Here is a 24,962-nt window from a genome sequence, read left to right on the forward strand (position 1 = left end):
TATGCGACGGCGTAACGTTCTCGCGGGCGTCGCGAGCGCCGGAACGCTCGCGGGCGCCGGTGCGCTCGCCGTCTACGGACTCCCCTCGAGTGGCCTCGATGACGGCGGCGAGGAGCCCCACCACGATCCGGTCGAGATCGAGACGGTCGAGGCGACCGGCAGCGAGGACGGAACGCAGCGCGTTCCCGCCGAGGGGGAGGTGACGTTCGTCGACCTGTTCGCGACGACCTGTAGTGTGTGTACGAAGCAGATGCCCGAACTCGGCGAGGCTTACGACCGAGTTGGCGACGACGTGACGTTCATCTCGGTCACGAACGAGGGGGAGGATCAGGTCTCCGATGACGAACTGGCCGACTGGTGGGACGAGTACGACGGCCGCTGGCAGGTCGGCCGCGACGCGAGTTCGGAACTGATCGTCCACTACGGGACGGCGACGCCGATCGGGATCCTCTTCGACGCCGACGGTAACGTTCGGTGGGACGAGGCCGGTCGCAAGACCAGCGACGAGGTCGTCTCACGAATCGAGGACGCGCTCGAGGACGAGTGATCAGTAATGCTCGACGCGACCCTGCTGTCGACGCTCGCGTTCGCGCTGACGGCGGGCGTCTTTACCTTCTTTTCGCCGTGTGCGTACCCGCTATTGCCCGGCTACGTCGGCTTCTACGTGAGCCAGACCGAGGCCGAGGAGTCCTCGCTGGCGAGTGCTCTCGGACGGGGATTGATCGCCGGTGCCGGCGTTCTCGCGACGTTCGGGCTTTTGCTCGGCGTCGCGTTCTGGATCGGTCACTCGGTGCTGTCGAACGTCGTCGTCTTCGAACCGCTCGTCGGGGCCGTACTGGTCGTCGTTGGCGTTCTCATCCTGATCGACCGGGCACCGTCACTGTCGGTCGCTCTGCCGAAGCGCCGATCCGGGGCGCTCGGGTTCGGAATCTTCGGCGCGGGGTATGCGCTAGCCGCGGCCGGCTGCGTCGCACCGGTGTTCCTCGGCGTGATCGCCAGCGCACTCGCACTCCCGACCTCGTCGGCAGTGCTGGTGATCGGGACCTACGTGGGGAGCGTCTTCCTGCTCATGGTCTCGCTGACCGTGGCGACGGGAATGGGCCTCGCGGCCGGAGCCGGGCGATTGGCGGCGTACGGCGGAACCCTTCGGCGACTCGCCGGAGCGATCATGATCGTCGCCGGGATCGGCCAGCTGTACCTCGCGATCGTCGTTCTCGAGGCGATCTGATCGACGCCATCGAGACTGTGTCGCACAGTTCCTGGCAACTGCAGGTAGGAAACGTATCAGCCGGTTCGACGAACTAGAAGACGAGGATGTATCAAGAGCTTCTGCTCGCGACGGACGGGAGTGACGGCGCTCGCCAGGCAACCGACCACGCGATCGAGCTCGCGAGCCGACTCGACGCGACGCTGCACATCGTTTCGGTCTCCGAGGACGGACCGCACGGCTCGAAGAAGCGTGACCAGATGCGAGCCGACCTCGAAGACCAGGCCGCGGAGGCGCTCGAACGGGCCGAAACGGAGGCAACCGGCCGGGGTATCGATGTTGCGACGACGATCCGTCACGGCGTTCCCCAGGAGGAGATCGTCGACGTCGCGGAGCAACACGGGGCCGACATGATCGTCGTGGGAACGGTCGGCCGAACGGGGCTCGACCATCTGATCGTCGGCAGCGTCGCCGAGGAAGTCGTCCGGAACGCGCCGGTACCCGTCGTCACGGTTCGCGAGGAAACGTAGCGGCCGGAGCCGTCCGGTCGCCGTTCCACGGATTTTCGCTTCGCCAGCCGATCTCGTAATGGAACGCTACCCGTGGATACGGGATCGATAATTAACTCCGCTCGTCGGAAACGGGACGCTATCGTGGCAGATCGTCGGTTTTCGTCCGTCCGAACGCTCGATCCTGCGGTCGTCACCCGGTGGAGCCCGTCGTCTCTCGAGCGAGGGGGTCGGAATGCTGAATGAGTCGACCGCCGTCGTCGATCCCCCCCTCCGGGTGCTGGTCGTCGGCGATTCGCGTCGGATCGACGCGGTGATGGACGCACTCGCCACGCAGTTCGACTCCGTTTCGGTGTTTCGGGAACGAACGCCCTCGAGCGCGCTCGCGCGCCTCGAAGCGGTCGACGTTCACTGTGCCGTCTGCGCGTTCGACGAAAGCGACGGCGAGTCGACCGTCGGTCGCGTTCGCAGTCGGGCGGAATCGCTGCCGGTCGTCGCCGTCGTCGACGAGCACGCGGCGGAGGGTGCACTCGAGTCGGGTGCGACCGACGTCGTCACTCCCGACGATCCGGCCTCGGTCGTCGCCGCTCGCGTCAGAACCGCCGCCGAACGGGAACGCTACCGGCTCGCGGCGGAGAGCTCCGTATCGAAATACCGGTCGATACTCGAGGGGTCGAACGCGCCGGTCTGGGTGGTCGACGCCGAGGGCGAGATCACGTACGCGAGCCCCGCCGTCGAATCCAGGCTGGGCGTGACGACCGACGAACTCGAGCGACGGGGGACGACGCGACTCGTCCACCCCGACGACCGCGACGATGCGCAGGACGTGCTCGAGACGGTCTCGAGCGGCCCCTTCGGCGCGTCGGAACGCGTCACGATTCGGCTACGCCGCGCCGACGAAACCTGGCGCGTGACCGACCTGCACGCGGTCAACCGGCTCGAGGATCCGCAGGTTGCGGGCGTCGTCGTGACCGTCACGTCGACCGTCCCGGATCGGTCGCCGGCCGACGACGTTCGCGAGTCGCTCGATCGGCTCGAGGAGCCGCTGTTCGCGCTGGGCCCGCGGTGGGAGCTTCGGTACGCCAACGACGCGGCGACTGAACTGTTCGACGGCGAGCCGAGGCCGGGGACCGTCGTCTGGGACGTCTTGCCCGAGACAGTTCGCTCTACGTTCGCAGAACGGCTCCGAGAGACGCGGACGACCGATTCTCCCGTCGTGTTCGAGACGGCGCATCCGAAACCGGAACGACCGCTTCGAGTTCGTGCCATTCCTTCGGAGCGCGGAATCATCGTCCACGCGCGCGAATCGGTGGAATCGGACGGGCCAGGAGAGACGGGCGCAACGGCCGATCGGGACCGCCTCGCGCTCCTCGAGTCGGTCGTCGACGCGCTCGAGGACGGGATCCTCGTGCTCGAGGACTCGACCGTTACGCTGGCGAACGCGACGTCGTTCGAACTGACCGGAGCCGACGCGCTCGTCGGACGGGGGGTCGATGAACTGTTCGACGACGAACTGGCGGCGGCGATCCGCGAACGCGGTCAGTCGTCGGTCGTCAGGTGGATGGATCCGATTCCGGGTAATCTCGTCCTCGGCGAGCGACGTCCGGTCGACGTCTTTGTCGCCCCGATCCCGGGCGACGGTCGGACGCTCTGTGTCGTTCGCGACAGGCGTCGCTCGCCCGCCGGTGCGCTGTCGGAACTCGAGGAGGCAGTCGCGTCGATCCGCGACGCCGACTCGCGATCGAACGTCCGACAGACCGTCGCCGACACGGCGCTCGAGCTTACCGGCGCCGAATTCGCGGGATTCTACCTCGTCGACGAGGCGGCGCTCAGACCGGCAGCAGTCGCGACGCGAGACCCGTCGTCGACCGACCTCCCGTCCGTCGACCGGTCGATCGTTCCGCTTGAGTCGATCCGCGACGACGGTGCGTCGATCCACGACCGTCGGCCGCTCGAGTCCTTTCTCTCCCGATCCGGCGTCCGCGCGGAGCAGATCGTGACCGTCCCCGTCGGGGCCAACGTTCTGTTCGCGACCAGCACCGAACCGCTGGCGTTCGACCCGATCGATCTCGGGCCGCTCGAGACGCTCGCCGGGATCGCCGCCGTTGCCCTCGACGAGCTCGAGTACGCCTCGCTGGAGAGGGAGCGACGACGGGAGTGCGCATCGCTCGAGGCCGCCCTGGATCGGCTCCGACAGCTTCGGTCGACCGAACGCGAACTGCTTCGGGCGACCACTCGGGAGGGGATCGACCGGCGGCTCTGCGAGGGGGTCGCGTCGCTCGAACTCGACGGCGGCTCGGTCGAGCTGGCCTGGATAGGCGACGCCGCGAGCGGCGGCGAGACGATCCGCTCGCGGGAAGCGGTCGGGCGTGGCGAGGCGTACCTGGAGTCGGTCTCGATCTCGCGGGATCCGTCGGCCGGCGATCCGGCGGGCCGGACGTCGGCGACCCTGGAGACGACGGTCGTCGAGGCGATAGCCCGCGGGACGGACGAACCGTGGCGCGAGCGCGCGCTCGAGCAGGGGTTTCGGTCGGCCCTGAGCGTCCCGCTCGTCCTCGACGACTTTCTCTACGGAACGCTCACGGTCTACGCGGACGAGCCGAACGCGTTCGACGAACGCACCCGCCGCGCGATCGAACACCTCGCGGCGGTCGGTGCGTCCGCCATCGGCGCGATCGAAACCAGGACCGCGCTGCTCTCCGACGACGTCACCGAACTCGAACTCGTGCTCCGGGACGAAACCGAGCCGCTGTCGTCGGTCGCGGCCCGACTGGACCGGACGCTCGAGGTGCGATCCGTCGTTCCACGGTCCTCGGGTGGATCGGTCGTCTTCGCGACCGTCACGGCGGACGATCCGGAGACGATCGCCGACGCGCTCTCCGGACTCGAGGTCGTCGAGTCGGTTCGACCCGTCGGAGAGCGAGCGGACGACGCGCTCGTCGAACTCGTCCTCGCCGAGTCGTCGATCGCCGCGGCCGTCGCCGATCACGGCGGCGTCGTCCGATCGCTGACCCCGACCGACGATCGGGTCCGACTCGTCGCGGAACTCTCCGGCACGGTCGACGTCCGCTCGTTCGTTCGAATGCTCGAACGGCGGTATCCGAGCACCGAACTCGTCGCTCGCCGCGAGCGCGAGCGATCGCCCGACGACGAGCACACGTTCGGCGCGGCGCTCCGGGAGCGGCTCTCCGAGCGACAGCGTCGGACGCTCGAGGCCGCCTACTACGGCGGCTTCTTCGAGTGGCCCCGCGAGAGTACCGGCGAGGAGATCGCCGACTCGCTCGACGTCTCGCAGCCGACCTTCAGCCGCCACGTGCGGATCGCCCAGGGGAAGCTCTTCTCGCTGCTGTTCGAGGAGTTCGACGGACTCGAGTGAGCCCGATTCGGACCAGTACACAGATATTACCGGCCAGTATCGCCCGACTACGCCTCGCACGTTCGTCCGGCAGTGACACTCCGATCGAATGATGGCTGAATAGCTATAGCCATCGTCCGGGGGCCGGTGTTGCTGTCTAGCCGCTACCACCATTTGCTTACGCTCGAATCAGCCATTCGATGAGCACGGACCCGGTAATATCGTCTTATCGCTGTCATCTCCCCGGATGGCGGATCGACTCGTGAGCCTCGACCTCGCCGCTGGCGTCGATTGCGACGTCGATCGCGCCGGCGTCCGTTCGCAGGCGGAGGGAGGCATCGTCGCACAGCTCTGTCTTCAGCACCCGGATCTCGTTCTCCGGCCGTCGCTTCGCCGCGCACCCGCGATCACCGTCGAGCCCGACTACTGGACCGCAGGCGACGCCGGACGGACGTTCCTGTTTTTCACGGCTTACGGCCCGGAGTTCGACGGGTTCGAGACGGCCCTCGAAATCGATCCGACCGTCTCAGATCCGGTTCTCGTGGACCGCTATTCCGACCGACAGATCTACCGCGTCGCACTCACCGATCGAGCGATTACGCTCGTCGAGGCGACCGCCGCCGTCGGCGGCCGGTTACGCGACTGCTCGAGTTCTCGAGACGGCTGGCAGTTCCAGCTTCGGTTCCCCAACCGGGACGCGCTCGTCGCGTTCAACGGGCGCTGTCGCGAACTCGACGTCTCGGTGACCGTCGAACACCTCCGAATCGCCGACGAGGAGCGCGAGAGCGTCGTCTCCCTGACGGAAAAACAACAGGAGCTGCTGGCCGTCGCCTACGAGGAAGGCTACTTCGACGTGCCGCGGCGGATCTCCCAGAACGAACTCGCCGACCGGCTCGACGTCTCGAAGTCGGCGATCTCTCAGCGGTTGCGGCGGGCGATCGACGAACTCTGTGCCTCGGCCTTTTCCTGAGGACGAGTCGGCGATCCGCCGAGCCGCTATCGGCGTGCGGTACTGATCGTGACACCGCTCGGTGTCTTCGACGGCGTTCGAATCGACTCGAGTAACAGCGACCGCAGGAACGACCGGTCGTTCGTGTTTCCCTCCCGTCGGCGCGAGTTCGAATTAGTCCTCGGACTCCTCGTCCTTCATCGAACCCAGCTGCGAGACCAGCTGGTCGGTCGAGACGTCGGACTCGAAGGAGAGCTGTCCGTCGTGGTCGTTCTCGTGGACGTTGACGGCGTCAACGTCGTCGTCGTTCGACTGCTGTTGTTGCTGCTCGGATTCGTCGTAGCTACCGAAACCCATAGCAGAAACTGGGATCGTCTCCCCAAAAGGGGTGGCGATTCGGTTCGTCACTGGGTGGCTCTCTCACTCAGTTCTCGGCTCAGGAACGTGTTTCCACACGGCAGTCGTCGATATTACACTGGCGTATAACCAGTGCCAGTCCACTCGAGTACGAGTAGACCGGTCATTCGGTCCACCGCAGACTCGTGCTGCTCACGAACGTCCCGGGTTGGTCGTCGACGTAGTCGCCTCGTATCGACCAGTTATCGTGTATCAACTGCGTTGGATCTGACTACCGAAAATTATCCTCGGGTAAAATAAGTTGAACTTGAGATACGTAGCACATAACAATCCATCGATTCAGGCTGCGGTTTCGATGTCAAATGGATCGACGAACCTATCTTGCGACGGGGGCAGCGATCGCCCTCTCCGGTTGTACGGAACTCGGTGGTCCTGGCGAATCGGATACGGACGGCGAACCTTCCGACGACAGCACGGAGTCGTCCGACGATTCCGACGGCTCCGACTCGGACGACTATCCGGAGCTGGTTGGAACGTTCGACGACTTCGAGGACCTCGACGAGTGGTGGGAGTGGCAGGATATCGGGTTCCTCGAGGCGGACGCGAGTCGCTCGTTCGACGGATCGCAGTCGGCGCTCCTCACGTCGTCGACGGAGTCGGACGGCCAGGTTCGAGTTCGCCGCGAACTAGACGAGCCTATCGACGTCAGAGACGTCGCACCCGGGCTCGCGACGGCTACCGACACGGACCAGGGAGTGGTACGTATCCAACTCCAGGACGAGGACGCTCACTACCTCGAGTACAGCCAGCAGATTATGGGCGACATGCCGCTCACACCCAATAATTTCGGAGTCACTCGCATTCGAGGGGAACCCGACATGAGCGAGGTCGTGGTCCTCCAAGTCATTCGCTGGTTCGGCGGCGACGCCGAGGGGCGCCAGTGGATCGACGACTTCCACTTCGTCCCCAAGGCCAGTTCGGGCAAGGTGATGCTCCAGTTCCACGGCGGATACGAGACGCACTACACCGAAGGGCTGTCGCGCGTCTCGAAGTACGAGTTCCCGGCGACCGCATTCGTCCCGACCGACCGCGTTCGCGAGGACGATCGAGGCGAACGTCACCACCTTACGACTGATCAGCTCGAAGAACTCGCCGACGCCGGCTGGACGATCGGCGCACAGCCGGCTACCGGGCAGCAACTCGACAGCGTCGACTCGAGTCGGCTGGAAGACGTCATCGCCGACCCGATCGAGTGGCTCAACGACGAGGGGTACGAAGACGGTGCTCGGTTCTTTGCGTATCCCAACTCGCAGTACACCGAAGAATCGTACGAACTCGTACGGGAGAACTACGATCTCGCGTTCGCAGGGCAGTCGGAAGCGCAAGGATACGCGGGCAACCCGCACCTCTGTTCGGTCGTCGCCAATCCCGGTGTCGAGGAGGCGGCGGAGGCACTCGAGCGCACCGTCGAGTGGGACGGGATCACGAACTTCGCGTTCTACCAACTCGAGAACGAAAACGTGCGTGCGGGCCTCGAGGAAGTGTTAGCCCGACTCGACGAGTACGTCGCGGCGGGCGAGCTGGACGTGATTACGCCCGACGAGATGGCCGACGAGTACGTCTATTGAGGGAGACGCGACCTCGGTGTTCCGCGCTAGGTGCACACCCGATGTCACAAAGCCCGCTCACACCCTTCGCTCGTTTCGGGTGCAGCACTCGCGACTGAATCGCAATACTTCCTTCACCTGTACGTAACACGGTCTCCTCTCGAGCTGATTCACGTCGAAAACTCCGCTCCGTTACGTAGGGATGCGGAAGTACCTTTTTCTCGTCGGGTTCGCTCGCGTTGCTCGCTCGCCTCTCCTCCAAAAATCTACGCTAAAAAGGCCGCTCGCTCCCGCCGATCGCTCGCGGGTGCAGCACCCGCGCTCGACCGCAGCGGTAACGCCTTCACCCGTACGTAACGGAACGTTCACGGAGAATTCCGAGTACGGAACGCGCTCCGATCTACTGCTACCGACGAGCGGACGGGACCGGACTCTCGAGAACCGACGCCCGCTACTTGAGCCGCAGGTACTGCCGGTCGTACTCCGGTTCGCCCTGGCGCGGGTGGATCGTGATGAACGACTCCGGCGGCATGTCGGCGAGCCGAGCGGGGAGGTCCTCGAGTTCGTTGTGCCAGCCCACGTCTCCCCGACGCGGCGAGATGGCGACGATCAGGTCGTCGTCGTCGGTTTCCTCCTCGAGCCTCGGAAGCAGCCGCCCCCAGTCGTCGATCGAATCGAACTCGGCGGTGACGTCCTCCTCGACGAGGCTGAACAGCTGTTCGAACTGGTGACCGGAGCCCTCGACGACGAGGACGTTCAGTTCGGCGCCGAGATTCGCGGCGATTCGCTTGACGAAGTGGACGGCCTCGTAGAACCCCTCGTGGTGGTCGGCGCCGATCGGAACGACCACGAAGATCCGCCGGGTCGTGTTGATCGGATGACCCAGCCGGGAGATGAGAACCGGTAACGTAGTTCGCTCGAGCACCTGGTCGATGATACTCCCGAAGATCCGGTGGCTGAAGCTCTGGCCCGCGTCCCAGCCCATGATGATCTGGTCGGCCTGGACCTCGACCGCTCCCTGGACGATGCCGGAGGCGACGTTGTGGTTGACGCGGGCTTCGGTCTGGATGGGTACTTCGGCGGCGCTCCCCTCGGCCGCGAGTTCGTCGAGGTCGGTCTGGATCTTCGCGATCTGCCGTTCGGCTGGCTGGCTCGTGTCGGGCTGCACGACGGTCATTACGTGAACCGGGTTGGTGCCGGCGTCGCCCTTGATCACGAACGACAGTTCGAGCAGGCGCTGCTGGAGTTCCGCGTTGTGCGACAGCGGCAACAGGATGTTCGGATCCTTCGCCCCGTCGTCCTCGCCTTCGACTTCGCGTTCGAGCGCGAGTCGGTTCGCGGCTCGCTCGGTCATCCACGGGCTCACGAGTGCGGTAACGAGCAACATGAGGACGACGGCGTTGAGGATCGCCGACCCGAACAGTCCGGCCTCGAACCCGATGAGCGTGATCGCGAGCGCGGCGGCGGCCTGCCCGGTCGAGAGTCCGAAGATGACGTCGCGTTCGTGTTTGGTGTAATCCTGGACCTCTGCGACGACCCACGCCGCGGCGCCCTTCGTCGCGATCATAACCACGATGACGAGCGCGGCGACCTGGAGAGTTTCCGGCCCGTCGAAGATGACCCCGAGGTCGACGAGCATGCCGACGTGCAACAGGAAAAACGGGATGAAGAAGGCGTTTCCGACGAACTCGACGCGGTTCATCAGCGTTCCGCCCTGGGGAATGAGCTGGTTGAGCGCCAGTCCGGCGACGAACGCGCCGAGGATGGGCGCGAGGTCGAGGACTTCGGCGAGGCTGGCGGCGGCGAAGATCGCGACCATCACGAACAGGAACTCGAAGTAACTCTCCTCGCTGAAGTTCTGGAAGAACCACCGCGAGACCGGGGGGAGGAGGAACCAGGCACCGCCGAACAGGACGGCGAGCGAGAACGCGATCTGACCGAACAGCAGGACGGAGAGCCCGTCCTGTACGGCGCCGGTGACGACCGCGAGCACGACCAGCGCGAGCGTGTCGGTAAAGAGAATTCCGCCGAAAACGGCGGTGACGGCCCGGTTTTTCGTGACGCCGAACCGGTTGACGATGGGATACGCGAGCAAGGTGTGCGACGCGAACACCGACGAGAGCAACAGTGCCGCCCACATATCGAGGCCGAGAATCGCGTAGGTGGCGACGGTCCCGACGGTAAACGGCAGGAAGAAACTCGCCAGGCCGAACAGCGCAGCGTTCTCGGGGGCTTCCTTGAATCCCTGGAGATCGAGTTCGAGTCCGACCGTGAACAGCAGATAGATCAGTCCGACCTCCCCGAGCAGTTCGATCGCGTCGGAGTGTTCGACGATTCCGGTCGCGCCGGGTCCGATGATCGCGCCGAAGACGACGATTCCGACGATCCCCGGCTGTCCCAGTCGCTTGACGAGCAGCGGTCCGACCAGGAAGATCAGCATTGCGAGCGTAAAGATCAGCACGGGCTGCTCGAGTGGAAGTCCCACACCGTCGGCGACGAACGAGATAACTGGCGTGATCATCGTCAGTACGGCTGGCTGTCGGCGGCTTCCGGGTTCGTTCGCACGTGTCGTGACATCGATGGTGGCAGGGAATACGGATATCGGGGCCGGTCTGGCTCCGCGTAGAGTAGTCGTGAGCGGGAGATAGTGTGGACAGGTAATAAAATGTCGGATATCGGACTTTGATGGGGAGAGGAGTGACGAGTTCGACTCAACCGGGAAAAAAGGAAGAAGGAAGGGCGTGACTTCGGACATTCAGTAGACGAACTTTCACTTTCAGTCGCGTACCTCGTCGAGTCTCGGACGTTTGTTCTTCGCGAGCGCGTTATCCGGCAGTTCCGTCCCCGATCGTTCGCTCGGCATACCCGCAGTTCATCGACCGGTACTGGCCGTTTTCCCCGCCATACTGCTGATCGATCAGTGCGTTCGGTTGACATACCGACGTCTCTCGAGGGATTCGATCGCCGTCTTCGAACGCGCTACTTCGGAATCAAACGCTCGTCCAGACAGGCGTGGAAGGATGGGCCACACAGCTACCGGGGAACAAAATCGGAGCCGAAACGTCACGAACGAAGTATTCGACCGCTACAGGGGTCGGTAGTCCGTCTATAGTAATGGGTTCAGGAGGTTTTAGCGTGTCTCATGTCCGTGTCTCGTTCGCTCTTTCGAACAACCATCACGGACGAACGACTAACTATGACACGAGCACGACTGATACGGGGGAGCATTCGACGGACTGTACGCGCACGCCGAGGACCGAAGCCGACAATCGATGCGGCAGCAGGTGGAGACCGCCACGCCGGGCGGTCCGGAGGGCGGTGATTCACTGATGTGCGGAATCATCGGCCGCGTCGGCGACGGCAACGCGCTCGAGACGCTCCTCTCCGGTCTCGAGAATCTCGAGTACCGAGGCTACGACTCGGCGGGCGTCGCCATCCAGAACGGCTCCGGCATCGACGTTCAGAAGCGCTCGGGAAAGGTCGAGACGCTGATCGAATCGATCGAAGACGAACCGCTCGAGGGCGCCGTCGGAATCGGCCACACCCGCTGGAGCACGCACGGACCGCCGACCGACGAGAACGCCCATCCGCACACGGATAGCGCCGAAGACGTCGCCGTCGTCCACAACGGGATCATCGAGAACTACGCGGAACTCAGGGCCCGACTGCGGGACAACGGCTGCGAGTTCACGAGCGACACCGACACCGAGGTCGTTCCCCATCTCATCCAGTACTATCTCGACGAGGGGCTCGAGAACGAGGCGGCCTTCCGGCGAGCGATCGAGGAACTGGAGGGAAGCTACGCGATTACGGCGATGTTCTCCGGCGAACACGTCCTCTACGCCGCCCGACAGGGGTCGCCGCTCGTCGTCGGCATCGAGGACGGCGAGTACTTCCTCGCGAGCGACGTTCCCGCCTTCCTCGAGTACACCGACAGCGTGGTCTACCTCGAGGACGGCGACGTCGTCATCGTCGACGGGGACGGCGTCGAGTTTACGGACCTCGAGGGGAACCCGGTCGCTCGCAAACCCGAGACGGTTGAGTGGGACCCCGAAGAGGCCGGGAAGGGAACGTACGACCACTTCATGCTCAAGGAAATCCACGAGCAGCCGACGTCGCTCGCCCAGGCGATCGAGGGGCGGATCGACCCCGAAAACGGGCGGATCGCGCTGGCCGACTTCGGTCCGGGTACGTTCGCCGACGTCTCGAGCGTCCAGTTCGTCGCCTGTGGGACGTCGTATCACGCCGCGCTGTACGGCTCGCTCTCGCTCAACCAGGCCGGCGTGCACTCGACCGCGCTGCTCGCCAACGAGTACAGCGTCGCCGCGCCGCCGGTCGACGACGAGACGCTTGTGATCGCCGTCACCCAGAGCGGCGAGACCGCGGATACCCTGAACGCGCTTCGCCGGGCCAAGGCGAACGGCGCGTCCACGGTGACGGTCACGAACGTCGTCGGGTCGACCGCCGCACGCGAGGCCGACGACGCGCTGTTCATCCGTGCGGGACCGGAGATCGGCGTCGCCGCGACCAAGACGTTCTCCTCGCAGGCCGTGATGCTCACGCTGCTCGGCCAGCGGATCGCCGCCGATCGGCGGGGCGAACCGCCGGCAAACCTCGAGTCGCTCCTGCCGGATCTCGCGGCGATGCCCGACGAGATCAATCGGATGCTCGAGTCGTCTGACCCCGCGTCGATCGCCGAACGCTACCGGGACAGCCAGTCGTACTTCTTCATCGGCCGCGGTCTCGGCTACCCGGTCGCACTCGAGGGCGCGCTCAAGTTCAAGGAGATTACCTACGAGCACGCCGAGGGGTTCGCTTCCGGCGAACTCAAACACGGTCCGCTCGCGCTGGTGACGCCGGAGACGCCGGTGTTCGCCGTCTTCACCGGCGACGAGGACGAGAAGACGCTGAAAAACGCCGAGGAGGCCCAGACCCGCGGTGCACCCCTCGTCGCGGTCTGTCCCGCCGACCACCCGGCCGTCGAGATCGCGGACGCCCACCTCGAGATTCCGGACACCGACACGGCGCTCGCGGGACTGCTCGCGAACGTCCAGTTGCAACTGGTCTCCTACTACGCCGCGGATCTGCTGGACCGGCCGATCGACAAGCCGCGAAACCTCGCCAAGAGCGTGACCGTCGAGTAACACTCGGCGATCACGATTCACGGTTCACACAGAATTTCTCGTTGACAGTTCGTCGTTCAGATAAAGCGTCGTCTGAAACAGCTGTTACGTAGAGATGCGAACCTAACACAATTACTGTCATTAGATAATAGATATGTTGAGGGAGCCACGCTGAATACATAGCGCGAATGTGACGCAAGCCGGAGATCGGTCAACGCGGAGTGGTGGTCTCTCAAGAGACATCTAGTTCGGTATGTTCAAGCAAGGGTGCGGATAACACCCGGTTCGTGAACCGATATCGGAACGGAGGCTTGTTTTTCACCCTCTGTGTCATTTGGGGAACGACGTTCGTCGCGATCAGCGCTGGTCTGTTGCACTTTCCGCCGGTGCTTTTCGCCGCGTTTCGGTACGATCTCGCCGCGATACTGCTCCTCGCATACGTCTATCACGCGGAGGATGTGTGGCGTCCACGGGGGCGAAACGAGTGGTCTGAGGTCGCCGTCGGTGCGGTGTTTCTCATCGCCGCGTATCACGCGTTCCTCTTCACCGGCCAACAACACACGACCGCCGCGACGGCCGCAATCATCGTGAGTCTTACCCCGATACTCGCGGCCGGCTTCTCGCGGGTCTTCGTCCCAGAATATTCGCTGACCCCGATCGGCGTCGTTGGCCTCCTGTGCGGTGTGGCCGGCGTGGTTGTCATCGCACGTCCCGATCCAGCGAATTTGCTGTCGTCGGACGTGGTCGCTACGGGCCTCATCTTCTGTGCCGCTTCAGCGATGGCACTCGGAAGCGTCCTCTCGCGCCGAATCGAGTCGTCGCTTCCCACGCTCACGATGCAGGCGTGGGCGATGCTCGGCGGGGCGATTCTCATGCACGCGGTGAGCGCTTCGATGGGAGAACCGATCGACATCGGTGCCTGGACGCACCCGGAAGCGATCGGCTCGCTGGCGTTTCTCGTGAGTCGTCTGCGCGGCACCTCGTAGTAGCCGAGTTCCCGGGCGACCACGAGAGCGTCACGCTGGTCGGGCGTCAGTTGGGCAGCCGTCTGACGAGGAGAATCCGGCTCGGTCAGGTCGCGGAGTTCGAACCTCATCCCCCGTTCGGTGAGGGAGTTCCGGAACGCGTCGAACTGGTCGCGCGAGACGAATCGGATTCGCACTTGCCACTCGTCGGCGTCGGCCTCGGTGTCCAGGACAGACCCTCGCTGATCGACGTAGGTGTCGATACGTTCGTCGACCTCGTCGGCGGTCTCGAATTCGGCGTTGGTGGCCCAGAGATAGGGCATCACCCACGCTCTGCTGTGGGCCGCGATGCGCTCGGCTTCGACCTTCAGTTCGAGAAGCTCCTGGAAGGTCTGTCCGAGAGCGAGCGCGTCGTGAGGGAGCGAAAAGGTCGCGACGATCACACTCTCAGTATGCTCTCGGAAAAGAAAACGTGCCGGGGCGGATCGGAACGCGTAGCCGACAGTACTGTCGGAAAACCGTACTCTCGGTCGGCGGGACCGTAGCGTCCGTGGCCCGCTATCGGCTCAGTCACCTTCGTCGTCCGACTCGTCGATATCGACGTTGATCGGCTGGACGGCCTCGTCATCGCGTTGGTTCTCGCCGCTGCCCGAGCCGACCGGGATCTTCGTGCGAAGGTCGGCGGCGAACGACTGCACCTGATCGACCAGCGTCTGGACTTCCTCTTCGAACTCCTCGACGGATCGCTCGACGTAGTGGACCCGTTTCGAGGGAATCCGGCGGACGATGTCGTGTCCCTCCTCGTCCTCGTTGGTCTTGATGATCCAGTGATCCTGAAAGTAGGCGATGTGTTCGTTGGGGACCGTCTTCTCGACGGTTCCTTCGTCCGGTTCGTCGTAGACGATCGTCGCTTCACCGACGTCTCGCTCGAGTTCGAGATCCTCGTCGACCATGCGAGACGATCCGACCCGACGGCTGGTAGTCGCTTTGCTTGCATGGCTCGGCGATACCGGCAAACTGACGGGAGAAGCAGCGTAATTGCTCGACCGCGGCCGTTCGGCGTCGGAAACACCCTACTCCATGTAGCCGAGACCCTTCAACCGGTCCTCGACGTCGGTGAAGTCCTCGTCGACCTCCTCTCCCTCGCTTCCCGCTGCCGACACGGCGGTGCGCCGGACCTTCGTGGTCGAGGGCGTCGCGGTCTCGGCGAACGCGTCGAAGAGGACGCGGCCGTCGGCGTTCTCCGGGATCGGTTCGCCGATTCCGTGGAGAAGCGTCGGTGCGACGTCGACGACGCGGGCGCCGCGCAGGATCGCTCCCTCGTCGATCGAGGGGCCGCGACAGAGCATAATCCCCTTGCTGCGATGGCTCGCCGTCGTCGGGCCCGTGTCGCCGAACGGTTCGTTCGTGATCGAGTTCCGCGACTCGTAGCCGTTCCGACCGTTGACGACCAGATCCGGTGATCCCTTGTCGGTCGGGAACAGTTCGTCACCGTCGAACACTCGGAGAATCGACGCCCCGTCCTCGTCCGTCACCGACTCGAAGATGTCGACCAGTTCGTCCTTGATGGTGGGGATATCACTCGGCTCGACGACGCCGTTCTCGAAGCGCTCGGTGTCGTTGATGTAACAGTTCCCTGCGCCGTGAACGAACGCGACGGTTCGCTCGTAATCGACGTCGTAAAGGGCGTGATCGCCGGGAATCTGCTCGGCGACGGAGTCGACCAGCCGACGGGGGAGCGTCGAGACGAGCATCTCTTCGGAGATACCGACGCGGTTGAGCGTGCTCGTGATCTTGTCCCGGGAGATACCGAGGCTCGCGAGGGCGCCGCGGGCCCCCTCGTCTTCCTGCTGGAACAGGTACCCCTCCCGCTCGAGGAAGTGATTGACGTAGACCAACTGGTCGATGGGGCCGAAGCCGTGGTCGGAGACGACGTATAGGTCGGCGTCGTGCTCGTCGGTGTACTCCATTACCTCGCCGAGAACGTCGTCGAGGCGCTTGTAGTGCTCGAGCAGGAGGTCCATATCCCAGACGAGGTGCTGGAACCGGTCCGGCGCGGTGTAGACGAAAAAGAACAGCTGCCAGTCGTCACTCGCCTCCTCCATCTGGATGCGCATCAGTTCGCGTCGCTTCGAGAGAATGTCGTCGACGGCATCCGGGAACTCGTCGATCCGGTTGGCGTAATCCGGATAGTCGAGGCTGATCTCGTAGTCGGGAATGCGCCGATCGATCTCCGACTGCAATTCGGGCGGATGCGTGAACTCCCGCTCGGTCGACGGGGTCATCATCCCGGTCACCATCGTCCCGTCGATGTCGCGAGCCGGATACGTCATCGGCACGTTGCCGACGTGAGCCGGGGATAGCTGCTCCCAGAGCGCCGGCTGTTTGCGATCGTAGCTCGTGTACATCTCCTGGGAGTACTTCGACGAGAGGTTTTGGAATCCGTAGATCCCGTGTTTGTCCGGCCAGACGCCGGTCGCGATCGACGGCCAGGCGAGCGGCGTCGTCGGCGGACACGTGCTCTCGAGGATACCGGAGGCACCCTCCTCGCGCATTCGGGCGAAGTTCGGGAGTTCGCCCTCGTCGGTCCATTGTTCGATAAGTCTCCACGGCACACCGTCGAGTCCGAGCACGAACGCTCGCTCGGAGGCTGGGGAAGATCCGCTCATAGTTTATTAATGAGACGTCGGAGACGTCTACTGTGCTGGAGGTATCCCGACGACTGCTTTGTTATAGAGAGACTTCGGCGACCGTCAGACCGGCTGCCGCCGAGTTCGCTCCGCTTAACCGGATCACCTCCACAATTCACGTTCGTAGCGTATCTCTCGGCCTACTGTGAGGGACTGCCCCGAACCACCCCCGGAATGTGACCCATAACAAAACAGTCCAGTCGATTACCGACTCGTGTATGAGACGGATCCAACGGTGGTGGGAACTATGGGCAGCATTGTGATTTCGCTGGATGCCGAAATCGGCTGGGGGTTTCACGATCTCGAGTCGCCGCCCACCGATCGCGTCGAGTCCGGTCGTCGCGGCTGGTCGGTCATGCTCGAACTGTGTGCCGAGTACGATATTCCGGCGACGTGGGCCGTCGTCGGCCACCTCATGCTCGAGTCCTGCGACGGAACGCACGCCGACCACCCGGCGCCGGAGGGATGGTTCGCCCGGGAACGAAACGACTGGTGGGATCGCGATGACCTCCGCTTCGGACCCGACCTCGTACGCGGAATCCTCGACTCCGACGTCGACCACGAGTTCGCTAGCCACTCGTTCTCTCACGTGCTCTTCGGCCGGTCCGAGACGGAGCGAGAGCTCGCCGTCGCCGAACTCGAGCGAAGCATCGAACTGGCCACGGAGTGGGACCAGACGATCGACTCGTTCGTGTACCCGCGAAACGACGTCGGTCACCGCGACGTCCTCGCCGAATCCGGAATCAGCGCCTACCGGGGACGGTCGCCAACTCGTGACGGAATCCGCGGCGTCTTCGATTCGACGCTCCGCGACCGATCGATGGTCGTCGAGCCGACTGTCGACGAGCACGGGCTGGTGAACGTGCCGGCGTCGCTGTTTCTCTTCGGATTCGAGGGGCCCGCCCGAACGGTCGCCGAATCGGTCTGGGACGACCCGATGGTCGTTCTGGCCCGGCGCGGGATCGACGAGGCCGCCGCGTCCGACGGCATCTTCCACGTGTGGCTCCATCCGAACAATCTCACACACGAGCGCGACGACCGCCGGATGAAGGCGATCCTCGCGTACATCGATCGGTGCCGGTCCGAGACCGATCTCACCGTCGAGACGATGGCGGATGTCGCTCGACGGACCGATCTCCCCGACGGGATCGACGGTCCCGCGAAGGGTGTCGACGGACAGGCACCGGCGAGACAGTACTGACTGCGGCCGCGGATAGCCGCTGACTCTTTCTTTCGATCGCGTTTATCCTCCGAGTTCGCACGGAATGGGCGGGCTACTCGCCTACCCGTGGTGGTACGGCGATGATAACAAAGCCCGCAGCCACCCCGTTCTCGGGCAGATGCTCTCACAGTTTCGCAGTCGGTGGACCACCTCGAGTACGCTCTCGATTGGCGTACTCGGCGTTGGAAACATCGGCATGGTGCACCTCAAATCGGCGCTCGCGATGCCCGGCGTCGAGGTCCTCGCGGCCGCTGACGCGGTTCCCGAGAACCGCGACCGGGCCGAACGAGCGGGGGTTCCACGAACGTACGACGACTACGCGACGCTGCTCGCGTCGGAGGACATCGACGTCGCGGTCGTGGCTCTGCCGCCGTTTCTCCACGCGGAGGCCGTCGAGCGGGCCGCCGAGTACGGGATCGACGTCTTCGTCGAGAAGCCGCTAGCCCGCTCGACCGAGGAAGCCGACCGGATGCTCGAGACCGCAGAACGGGCGGGGATCGCCGTCGGCGTCGATCACACCCTCCGCTACCAGCCCGACATGGTCGGTGTAAAGGAGGCCTACGACGAGGGTGGCGTCGGCCACGTCCCCTACGCCTCGATCACGCGGCTCAACGACGGCCCGCTCGGACGGCCGCCCGCGGACACCGCACCACCCTCCTGGCCGCTCGACCCTGACGCCGTCGGCGGCGGTTCGCTGCTCGAACTCGGCGTTCACTGTTTCGACGTGCTCGAGTGGCTGTTCGGCGACCTCGAGATTCGCGACGCGACGATGGGCCGGACGCTCGATATCCCCGTCGAAGACGCCGCGACGGTGCTCCTCCGGGCACCGGAGACGGAGACGACGATCACGCTCCACTGTGGCTCCTACCAGTGGGAGGAGCTTCCGGAGGTGAACACGCGACTGCGCCTCGAGGGGATCACGGGCACGATCAGCAACCGGAACCACCTGCCCGAGAACTTCTACGCGAGCGCGGCCCGCGAAGCGCTCTCGAACGTCGCCAGCCGGTTCCGGGACGACGAGCCGACGGTCTTCGGACCGACGTTCTACCTGCAGGCACACTACGACGCGCTGGCGGACTTCTGTGACGCGATCCGCGAGAACGAGACGCCGCCGATCAGTGGGCTCGACGGGCGGCGCTCGCTCGCGCTGGCAGAAACCGCGTACGATCTGGCGGCCGAGACCGACGCCGACGAACTTGAGGCGCCGGAGGTGATGTCGTGAACGCCGTTCGTCTCGCCGCGGTCGACGTCGTGGATCGTCGCGACGGCTGGCGGCCCGGAATCGACACTCGAATGGCGACCCTCGAGTCGCCCGTCGCGTCGCTTCTCGATCAGCAACGGGAGTCGATCGTGGCCGCCGACCGCGTGACCGTCGCACCCGACGTTCACTACCCGTTCCACCCGTCGACCGGGATGGTGACCGACCCCGCCGTGGTCGGCGCGATCGCCGCCTGGTTCGATCGAGAAACCGACACCGACCTCGCCGTCGTCGGACGGAGCGACGATCGGATCGCGTTCGGCCGGACGGCGTCGTACCTCGGCTACGAGCGCGTCCTCGAGCGGTTCGACGCCGACCTCGTCGACGCGGCCGACGAAGCGGTTCCGCAGCGAAACGAGTACCGGGAAGCCGACGGCCGGTCGGTCGCGCTGTCGGTGCCGGAGCCGCTGCTCGACGGAACCGTGATCGTCGTCCCGACGCTCCGGCCGAGCGCCGACGGACCCGTCGCGGGTGCGATGCGGACGCTCGCCTCGCTCGTGAACTGTACCGCCGACCCGGCTCGAGCGGCGGTCGCTGCGACTCGAGCGATCGATCCCGAACTCGCCGTCCTCGACGGGACGATCGCGTACGGTAGCGACCCGGTCGCGGCGAACGTCCTCCTCTCCGGATCGGTAGCAGCCGTCGACGCGGTCGAAACGTCACTGCTCGGCCGCGAGACGGACGAAGACGAGGCGCTCTCGACGCTCCTGAAAGATAGCGAGACGCCGGTCACCGTCGAGAACCCGGGGGTGGCGGATCTCGCGTCGATTCGAGAGCGACTCTCCGGCGGACGGCTGCCGCCGACGGACGACACCCACCCGGCAGTTTCGACCGCCTACCGGCTCTACGCGGCCGCGAGCGGCGACGCGGTACCGCCACAGCTCGAGGGACGATGACGGGGGAACGAACGGCAGCCGTCACCGGTGCGACCGGCTTCCTCGGATCGCACCTCTGTGAACGCCTGCTCGAGGAGGGCTGGGAGGTCCGCGGACTCAGTCGACCGACCTCGGATCGGAACGGACTCGACGCCGTCGACTGGTACGTCGGCGACCTCTTCGACGACGAGACGCTCGAGTCGCTCGTCGACGGCGCCGACGTCGTCTTTCACCTCGCCGGGATCGGCCTCTGGAGCGCCGGTCCCGACACCGTTCACCGGGTCAACCACGAGGGAACCAGGAACGTTCTCGAGATCTGTGAGGAGTGCGACGCCGGTCGGCTGGTGTTTACGAGCACGTCGGGAACGCGACGATCCGACGGGACCGAACCGGTCGCCGACGAGACGGATGTCGCCGAACCGATCGGGGCCTACCAGTCCTCGAAAGCCCGGGCGGAGCGCCTCGTCGATCGGTACGCCGAGGCGGGCGGCGACGCCCTGACGGTTCACCCGACCTCGATCTTCGGCCCCGGCGACGGGAACTTCACGGCCCAGCTGATCGCGATGGGGGCCGAACCGACGATGCCCGCCTACCTCCCCGGCGGACTGAGCATCGTCGGCGTCGACGACGTCGTCGACGGCCTGCTCGCGGCCTACGAGCGCGGCGAGTCCGGCGAGCACTACATCCTCGGCGGCGAGAACCTCACCTACGACCGGGCGGTCTCGCGGATCGCCGACCACGTCGACGGCTCCCCGGCCCGGATCCCGGTTCCGGCCGTCGCGATCCACGCCGCCGGACCGGTGGCCGAAGCCGTCGGCACCGTTACCGACCGGCGCGTGTTCCCCTTCGATCGCCAGATGGCCCAGCTGGCAACCCGGCGGCTGTTCTACAGTTCGCGCAAGGCCCACGAGGAGCTGGGGTACACCTATCGGCCGCTCGAGGCACACCTCCCCGAGACGATGGACTGGTACCGGACGGAAGTGCAGTAGCTCTCACATCGATCGTCTCGGAATTAGAACGTCGAGATAGCGCTTCGACTGAACCTGCTGTTACGTGCAGATGCGAACTGAGATCCAGAACTTCTGTCGGGTGCAGACGATGTTCGTTCAGCCGGTGCTGAATACAGGGTAGTTCTCACGCAGATGAACGGCTATTACTGGGAAGTGAGATAGCACGTCCATCGATCCACTACACTCGAATATCTCTCGGGATGTCCAGATCGCTTTTCATATCGGTGACGTCGATGATCGCACCGACGAAGGGGATGGGCTCCTTCTCGTCGAAGAGTCCAACACCGATTTCATTGACCCATTTTTCCGCGTTTTCAGCCGTCTGGATCCGGTACAGGAGAGAGAACGGTTCTTCGTTTCGAACTGATTCACGGACTGTTTCGGACACTCTTTCACGGTCGTCCGGATCGATAAGATCGAAGCCAAAATTGACACCGCCAACGACGAACGCGTTCGGATCGTACCCCGTTAGCTCGCGGCAGTTTCCGCTAATGAACTCGATCGGCCATCCCGGCTCGTTGCGTGATTGATACACCGTACAGGGCAAGTTGTCGAAAAATCGCTGGAGCCGCAGCCGCTCGGGATGGGTGGAGAGGGCAGTCTGTTCGGAGTCCGCCAGATGCGGTTGGTTCCCATTCTGGGACTCGGTACCATCGATAAAGACCTCCCCGGCAGCCGTAACTGTGACCTCGTGAGCCGGTACCTGAAACGTGAGTTTGCAGGTCACGTCTCTCGACACGAGCGTCTCTATCATTCCCGGATCGATATACTCCGCAAGCGTGTACTCTAATTCCTCCGGAGTTACGCCGTCTGCCTCGGCCAGCGCAGATACGACCTCGTGGATAATCTCGTTACTGCGTTTCATACGTTTCAACGATGCCTCCCTGCGTCAAGGATTCTGGAAGCTGGTCTGCCGAAGCGATCAGGGCCTGCATCACTGCCGCGGAACCTCAAAATGAGGTCCGCGCTGGACACAGAACGGGTCCTGCTCCCACCGGACGTAGCCGGCGCTGGCTAACGTCGGGAGATGGTGATGTTTCAATTCGGTCGCGAATCGCTCGGAATTGACCGAACTCGTCGACGGGAGTGCAGCCTCGGGGAGTAAGAGTCGTCGCTCCTCGGAAACGTCCAGTAGTGAAACAATGATCTGCCGGCGCGGCTGGGCCGATAACTGATACAGGAGTCGGTCCCATTGGTCGCAAACGCCTCCGCCCCCCTCTGTCTCCATCATACCACGCGAGACCCACCACTCGATAGTAAATTTTGCTCCGCGTTCATTTCTACGACAAGCTATCGCGGCTAAAATAATCCTCTCGGTCAGTTCGCGCATTTCCTCGGTAGTTGTTTCAGCACAAACTTCCTAAATAAAATAAAGCCGTTACGACGGAGTAATCCCTTTTATTCAGCGCACCGTTTGTGACCGGTTCCGAGCGGACTGTGATTCGTAGCGTTCTGTTGTTCACCTGTACGCAATGCGACTCTTCGTCACTCATCAACAACGAAGGACCTCAACAGCGTCTTTACTCCGGAGAGACGGCCGCCGGTTCGCGCTTCGACACCGTCGTTCCGACCGCACGCTCGTAGACCTCGAGCATCCGATCCGCGGTTCGTTCGATACTCACCTCGCGGGCGGCCTCCCGGCCGTTGGATCGCTCGCCGCGCTCGAGAATCTCGATCAGTCCGTCGATCAGCTCCTCGTCGCTCGTCGCGACGAACGAGGGATCGACGCCGGCCAGTCGCTCCGCGACGTCGCCGACGTCGAGCGAGACGACGGGGACGTTGCAGGCCAGCGCCTCCTTCACCGAGTTCGGCGATCCTTCGCTCTTCGAGGTCAGCAACAGCGCGTCGGCAGCGTTCATGTACGTCGAGACGGTGCCGTGGTCGACTCCGGAGACGGTCTGTAGTCGAACCGGTCGATCGACCAGCCCGCTCACGGCGTTGACGACGCGCCGAGCCCGCGGGTAGTTTTTCACTCCGCGCGCGGGAGAGTAGGGAAAGAGCACGTGATACTCGTCGTCGGGCCAGCCGACGGACGCTCGAGCCCGCGACTTCGATTTCGGCTGGAACCGCTCGAGGTCGACGCCGTCGGGGATCACTTCGCAGTCGTGGCCGAGCACCGAGCGCATCTCCTCGGACATGACGACGACTTCGTCGCAGAGCGGCGCGCAGGCCTTGCTTACGGGTGCGATCGGACCGTGAACGTCGGACCCCCACAGCGAGAGGACGACCGGCTTTCGTAACTGAACGAGCGCCATCGGCGCCGTCGACCCGTAGTGGGCGTGAACCAGGTCGTAGCCGTTGTCCGCCTCCCGGATCACCCGCGGAACGGTCCGCAGGTAGTCGAGCGGACTGCGATCGACGTCGGCGCTGACCTCCCCGGCGACCGGCAGCGTGGAAAACGAGACGCCGCGCTCCTCGAGCGCGGCCACCTGCTGGGTCATAAACGGCGCGTCGGCGTTCGCCGTCAGGATCAGGACGTGCATTGCCGGTTACGGACCGTCTCCCGACGGTTTGTTATTCGCGCGAAAATTCCGACCCTACGATGTTTACGGGGAGAGTACACCCCGTTACGGGGTCGAAACTTTCGAATCGAGGCGACTCGAGCGTTCTCGCAGAATCCTTCCGAACCGCGAGACGGCGCCCCGTTCCGGCGCGTCCGCCATCGGTAGCTGTACTATTACAAAGGGTCACCGCCGGATACGAAGAACCGATGCGGATTCTCGTCTTCGCGAATACGCCTGCCCACGTCCACCTGTACCGCCACGCCGTCGACAGGCTCGAGGGAGCCGGTCACGACGTCCTCGTCCTGACCCGCGAGTACGCCTGTACGACGGACCTACTCGACTTCTTCGAGATGCCGTACCGGGTGTACGGCGATCACGGAACCGACGCGTACTCGAAGCTCCGGTTCGCCCGCGAACTCGGCGGCCAGCTCGGAACGATCGTCCGGGAATCGATCCGGTTCCGGCCGGACGTCGTCTTCGGTCGCGGTCCGTACGCCGCCCTCGCGGGAACGATCACGCGGACGCCGGTCGTGCTCGTCTTAGACGACGAGCCCGGCGACTTTAACCACACCGTCTCCCGGCCGTTCGCCGACTGCATCCTCTCGCCGGAGGTCACGCGCCGGGATCTCGGCGACGATCACTACACGTTCGAGGGGTTCAAGGAGTGCGCGTATCTCCACCCCGACGTGTTCGAATCCGACGAGGACGTCGGCGAGTACCTCGGCGTCGGTCCCGACGAGCCGTACGTCCTCGTCCGGTTCAACGCCCTTGACGCGCTCCACGACACCGACCTCGAAGGATTCACGCGGGAGCAGCGCCGGGATCTGATCGAGCGACTGAGCGAGCGGGCGACCGTCTTCGTCTCCGACGAAGGCGGAGACATGGACCTGCGCGACTACCCGGCCCGCCCGTACGACCTCCACCCCGCGCTGATCCACGACGCGATGGCCGGGGCCTCGCTTCTGGTCGCCGACACGGGAACGATGGCCACCGAGGCCGCGCTGCTCGGTACGCCGACGTTCCGGTACCGGGGCAACGACCGACACGAGTACGGCGAGTTCGAGGAACTCGAGCGGGCCGGGCTCGTCGAGGAGTTCGACGACTACGAACCGATCCGCGACCGCACGCTCGAGATCCTCGACGACGACGGGGCCTCGGAACGCTGGCAGGAGCGCCGCCGGGAGTACGCCGCCGATCTGGTGAACCTGACGGACCTGCTCGTCGAGGTCGCGACTTCCCGCGGCGCGGTCGATCGACTCAGCACCTCGACCAGACAGTCGATCCAGCCGCGATCGCAGTCGATGTGAGCCGTTTCGGCGCGGGCGATCGGG

The 24,962-nt window shown here is 64.5% G+C and carries 18 protein-coding genes and 2 pseudogenes; 13 read left to right on the forward strand and 7 right to left on the reverse strand.

The features are described 5' to 3' along the window. Position 1 precedes the first annotated feature (1 nt). From NED97_RS10190 to NED97_RS10210, 5 genes are all read left to right on the forward strand, one after another. Complete coding sequence (locus NED97_RS10190; protein ID WP_252486942.1) at positions 2-547, forward strand: TlpA family protein disulfide reductase; 546 nt, start codon at positions 2-4, stop codon at positions 545-547. A gap of 6 nt (positions 548-553) precedes the next feature. Further along, on the forward strand, positions 554-1,228 hold the full coding sequence (locus NED97_RS10195; RefSeq protein ID WP_252486943.1) for a cytochrome c biogenesis protein CcdA: 675 nt from the start codon (positions 554-556) through the stop codon (positions 1,226-1,228). A gap of 86 nt (positions 1,229-1,314) precedes the next feature. Continuing rightward, positions 1,315-1,737 carry a universal stress protein gene (locus tag NED97_RS10200; RefSeq protein ID WP_252486944.1) on the forward strand — a complete coding sequence of 141 codons (423 nt, stop codon included), beginning with the start codon at positions 1,315-1,317 and terminating at the stop codon, positions 1,735-1,737. Positions 1,738-1,951: 214 nt separating this feature from the next. Beyond that, entirely contained in the window at positions 1,952-5,092 is a 3,141-nt protein-coding gene (locus NED97_RS10205; protein WP_252486945.1) for a bacterio-opsin activator domain-containing protein, read from the forward strand. A gap of 226 nt (positions 5,093-5,318) precedes the next feature. After that, a complete protein-coding gene (locus NED97_RS10210) occupies positions 5,319-6,041 on the forward strand; it encodes a helix-turn-helix domain-containing protein (RefSeq protein WP_252486946.1) in 723 nt (240 codons plus the stop codon). Positions 6,042-6,194: 153 nt separating this feature from the next. Here the strand turns inward: NED97_RS10210 and NED97_RS10215 are convergent, their stop codons facing one another. Further along, positions 6,195-6,377, reverse strand: a complete 183-nt coding sequence (locus NED97_RS10215) for a DUF5786 family protein (RefSeq protein ID WP_252486947.1) — start codon at positions 6,375-6,377, stop codon at positions 6,195-6,197. Between the two features lie 362 nt (positions 6,378-6,739). On the opposite strand from NED97_RS10215, the gene NED97_RS10220 reads away from it, so the two are divergent. Then, on the forward strand, positions 6,740-8,005 hold the full coding sequence (locus NED97_RS10220) for a polysaccharide deacetylase family protein (RefSeq protein WP_252486948.1): 1,266 nt from the start codon (positions 6,740-6,742) through the stop codon (positions 8,003-8,005). Positions 8,006-8,435: 430 nt separating this feature from the next. On the opposite strand, the gene NED97_RS10225 is transcribed toward NED97_RS10220, so the two are convergent. Then, positions 8,436-10,505, reverse strand: a complete 2,070-nt coding sequence (locus NED97_RS10225; protein WP_252486949.1) for a cation:proton antiporter — start codon at positions 10,503-10,505, stop codon at positions 8,436-8,438. Between the two features lie 808 nt (positions 10,506-11,313). On the opposite strand from NED97_RS10225, the gene glmS reads away from it, so the two are divergent. After that, positions 11,314-13,128: a glutamine--fructose-6-phosphate transaminase (isomerizing) gene (gene glmS, locus NED97_RS10230; protein ID WP_252490609.1), complete on the forward strand. Its 1,815-nt coding sequence runs from the start codon at positions 11,314-11,316 to the stop codon at positions 13,126-13,128. A gap of 266 nt (positions 13,129-13,394) precedes the next feature. Then, positions 13,395-14,066: pseudogene (locus tag NED97_RS10235) on the forward strand (DMT family transporter); the annotation flags it as partial. A 38-nt stretch (positions 14,067-14,104) separates the two neighbouring features. Here NED97_RS10235 and NED97_RS23230 read toward each other — a convergent pair. The 3 genes and pseudogenes from NED97_RS23230 to NED97_RS10250 form a co-directional block, all read right to left on the reverse strand. Continuing rightward, positions 14,105-14,395 (reverse strand): annotated as a pseudogene (locus NED97_RS23230) (helix-turn-helix domain-containing protein); the annotation flags it as partial. A 243-nt stretch (positions 14,396-14,638) separates the two neighbouring features. Further along, positions 14,639-15,025 (reverse strand): hypothetical protein, encoded by a 387-nt coding sequence (locus NED97_RS10245; RefSeq protein ID WP_252486950.1) that lies wholly within the window; start codon positions 15,023-15,025, stop codon positions 14,639-14,641. Positions 15,026-15,145: 120 nt separating this feature from the next. Continuing rightward, on the reverse strand, positions 15,146-16,741 hold the full coding sequence (locus tag NED97_RS10250; RefSeq protein WP_252486951.1) for an alkaline phosphatase family protein: 1,596 nt from the start codon (positions 16,739-16,741) through the stop codon (positions 15,146-15,148). Between the two features lie 268 nt (positions 16,742-17,009). On the opposite strand from NED97_RS10250, the gene NED97_RS10255 reads away from it, so the two are divergent. The 4 genes from NED97_RS10255 to NED97_RS10270 all read left to right on the forward strand — a co-directional run bounded on the left by NED97_RS10255 (position 17,010) and on the right by NED97_RS10270 (position 21,106). After that, positions 17,010-17,963 carry a polysaccharide deacetylase family protein gene (locus NED97_RS10255; protein WP_252486952.1) on the forward strand — a complete coding sequence of 318 codons (954 nt, stop codon included), beginning with the start codon at positions 17,010-17,012 and terminating at the stop codon, positions 17,961-17,963. A 139-nt stretch (positions 17,964-18,102) separates the two neighbouring features. After that, entirely contained in the window at positions 18,103-19,206 is a 1,104-nt protein-coding gene (locus tag NED97_RS10260) for a Gfo/Idh/MocA family protein (protein ID WP_252490610.1), read from the forward strand. Next, the gene (locus NED97_RS10265) at positions 19,203-20,138 is read left to right on the forward strand and encodes a DUF362 domain-containing protein (protein ID WP_252486953.1); all 936 of its coding nucleotides are present in this window, start codon (positions 19,203-19,205) and stop codon (positions 20,136-20,138) included. The genes NED97_RS10260 and NED97_RS10265 overlap by 4 nt, the downstream gene beginning before the upstream one ends. After that, a complete protein-coding gene (locus NED97_RS10270) occupies positions 20,135-21,106 on the forward strand; it encodes an NAD-dependent epimerase/dehydratase family protein (protein WP_252486954.1) in 972 nt (323 codons plus the stop codon). Before NED97_RS10265 ends, NED97_RS10270 begins: the two co-directional genes overlap by 4 nt. 199 nt (positions 21,107-21,305) lie before the next feature. Here NED97_RS10270 and NED97_RS10275 read toward each other — a convergent pair whose 3' ends face one another. Continuing rightward, positions 21,306-21,992: a PAS domain-containing protein gene (locus NED97_RS10275; protein WP_252486955.1), complete on the reverse strand. Its 687-nt coding sequence runs from the start codon at positions 21,990-21,992 to the stop codon at positions 21,306-21,308. A gap of 655 nt (positions 21,993-22,647) precedes the next feature. Further along, a complete protein-coding gene (locus NED97_RS10280; RefSeq protein WP_252486956.1) occupies positions 22,648-23,610 on the reverse strand; it encodes a glycosyltransferase in 963 nt (320 codons plus the stop codon). A 227-nt stretch (positions 23,611-23,837) separates the two neighbouring features. Between NED97_RS10280 and NED97_RS10285 the strand changes: the two genes are divergently transcribed. Continuing rightward, a complete protein-coding gene (locus tag NED97_RS10285) occupies positions 23,838-24,938 on the forward strand; it encodes a DUF354 domain-containing protein (protein WP_252486957.1) in 1,101 nt (366 codons plus the stop codon). The last annotated feature ends 24 nt before the right edge of the window (positions 24,939-24,962 follow it).

The organism is Natronococcus sp. CG52, assembly GCF_023913515.1.
Lineage (GTDB): Archaea > Halobacteriota > Halobacteria > Halobacteriales > Natrialbaceae > Natronococcus > Natronococcus zhouii.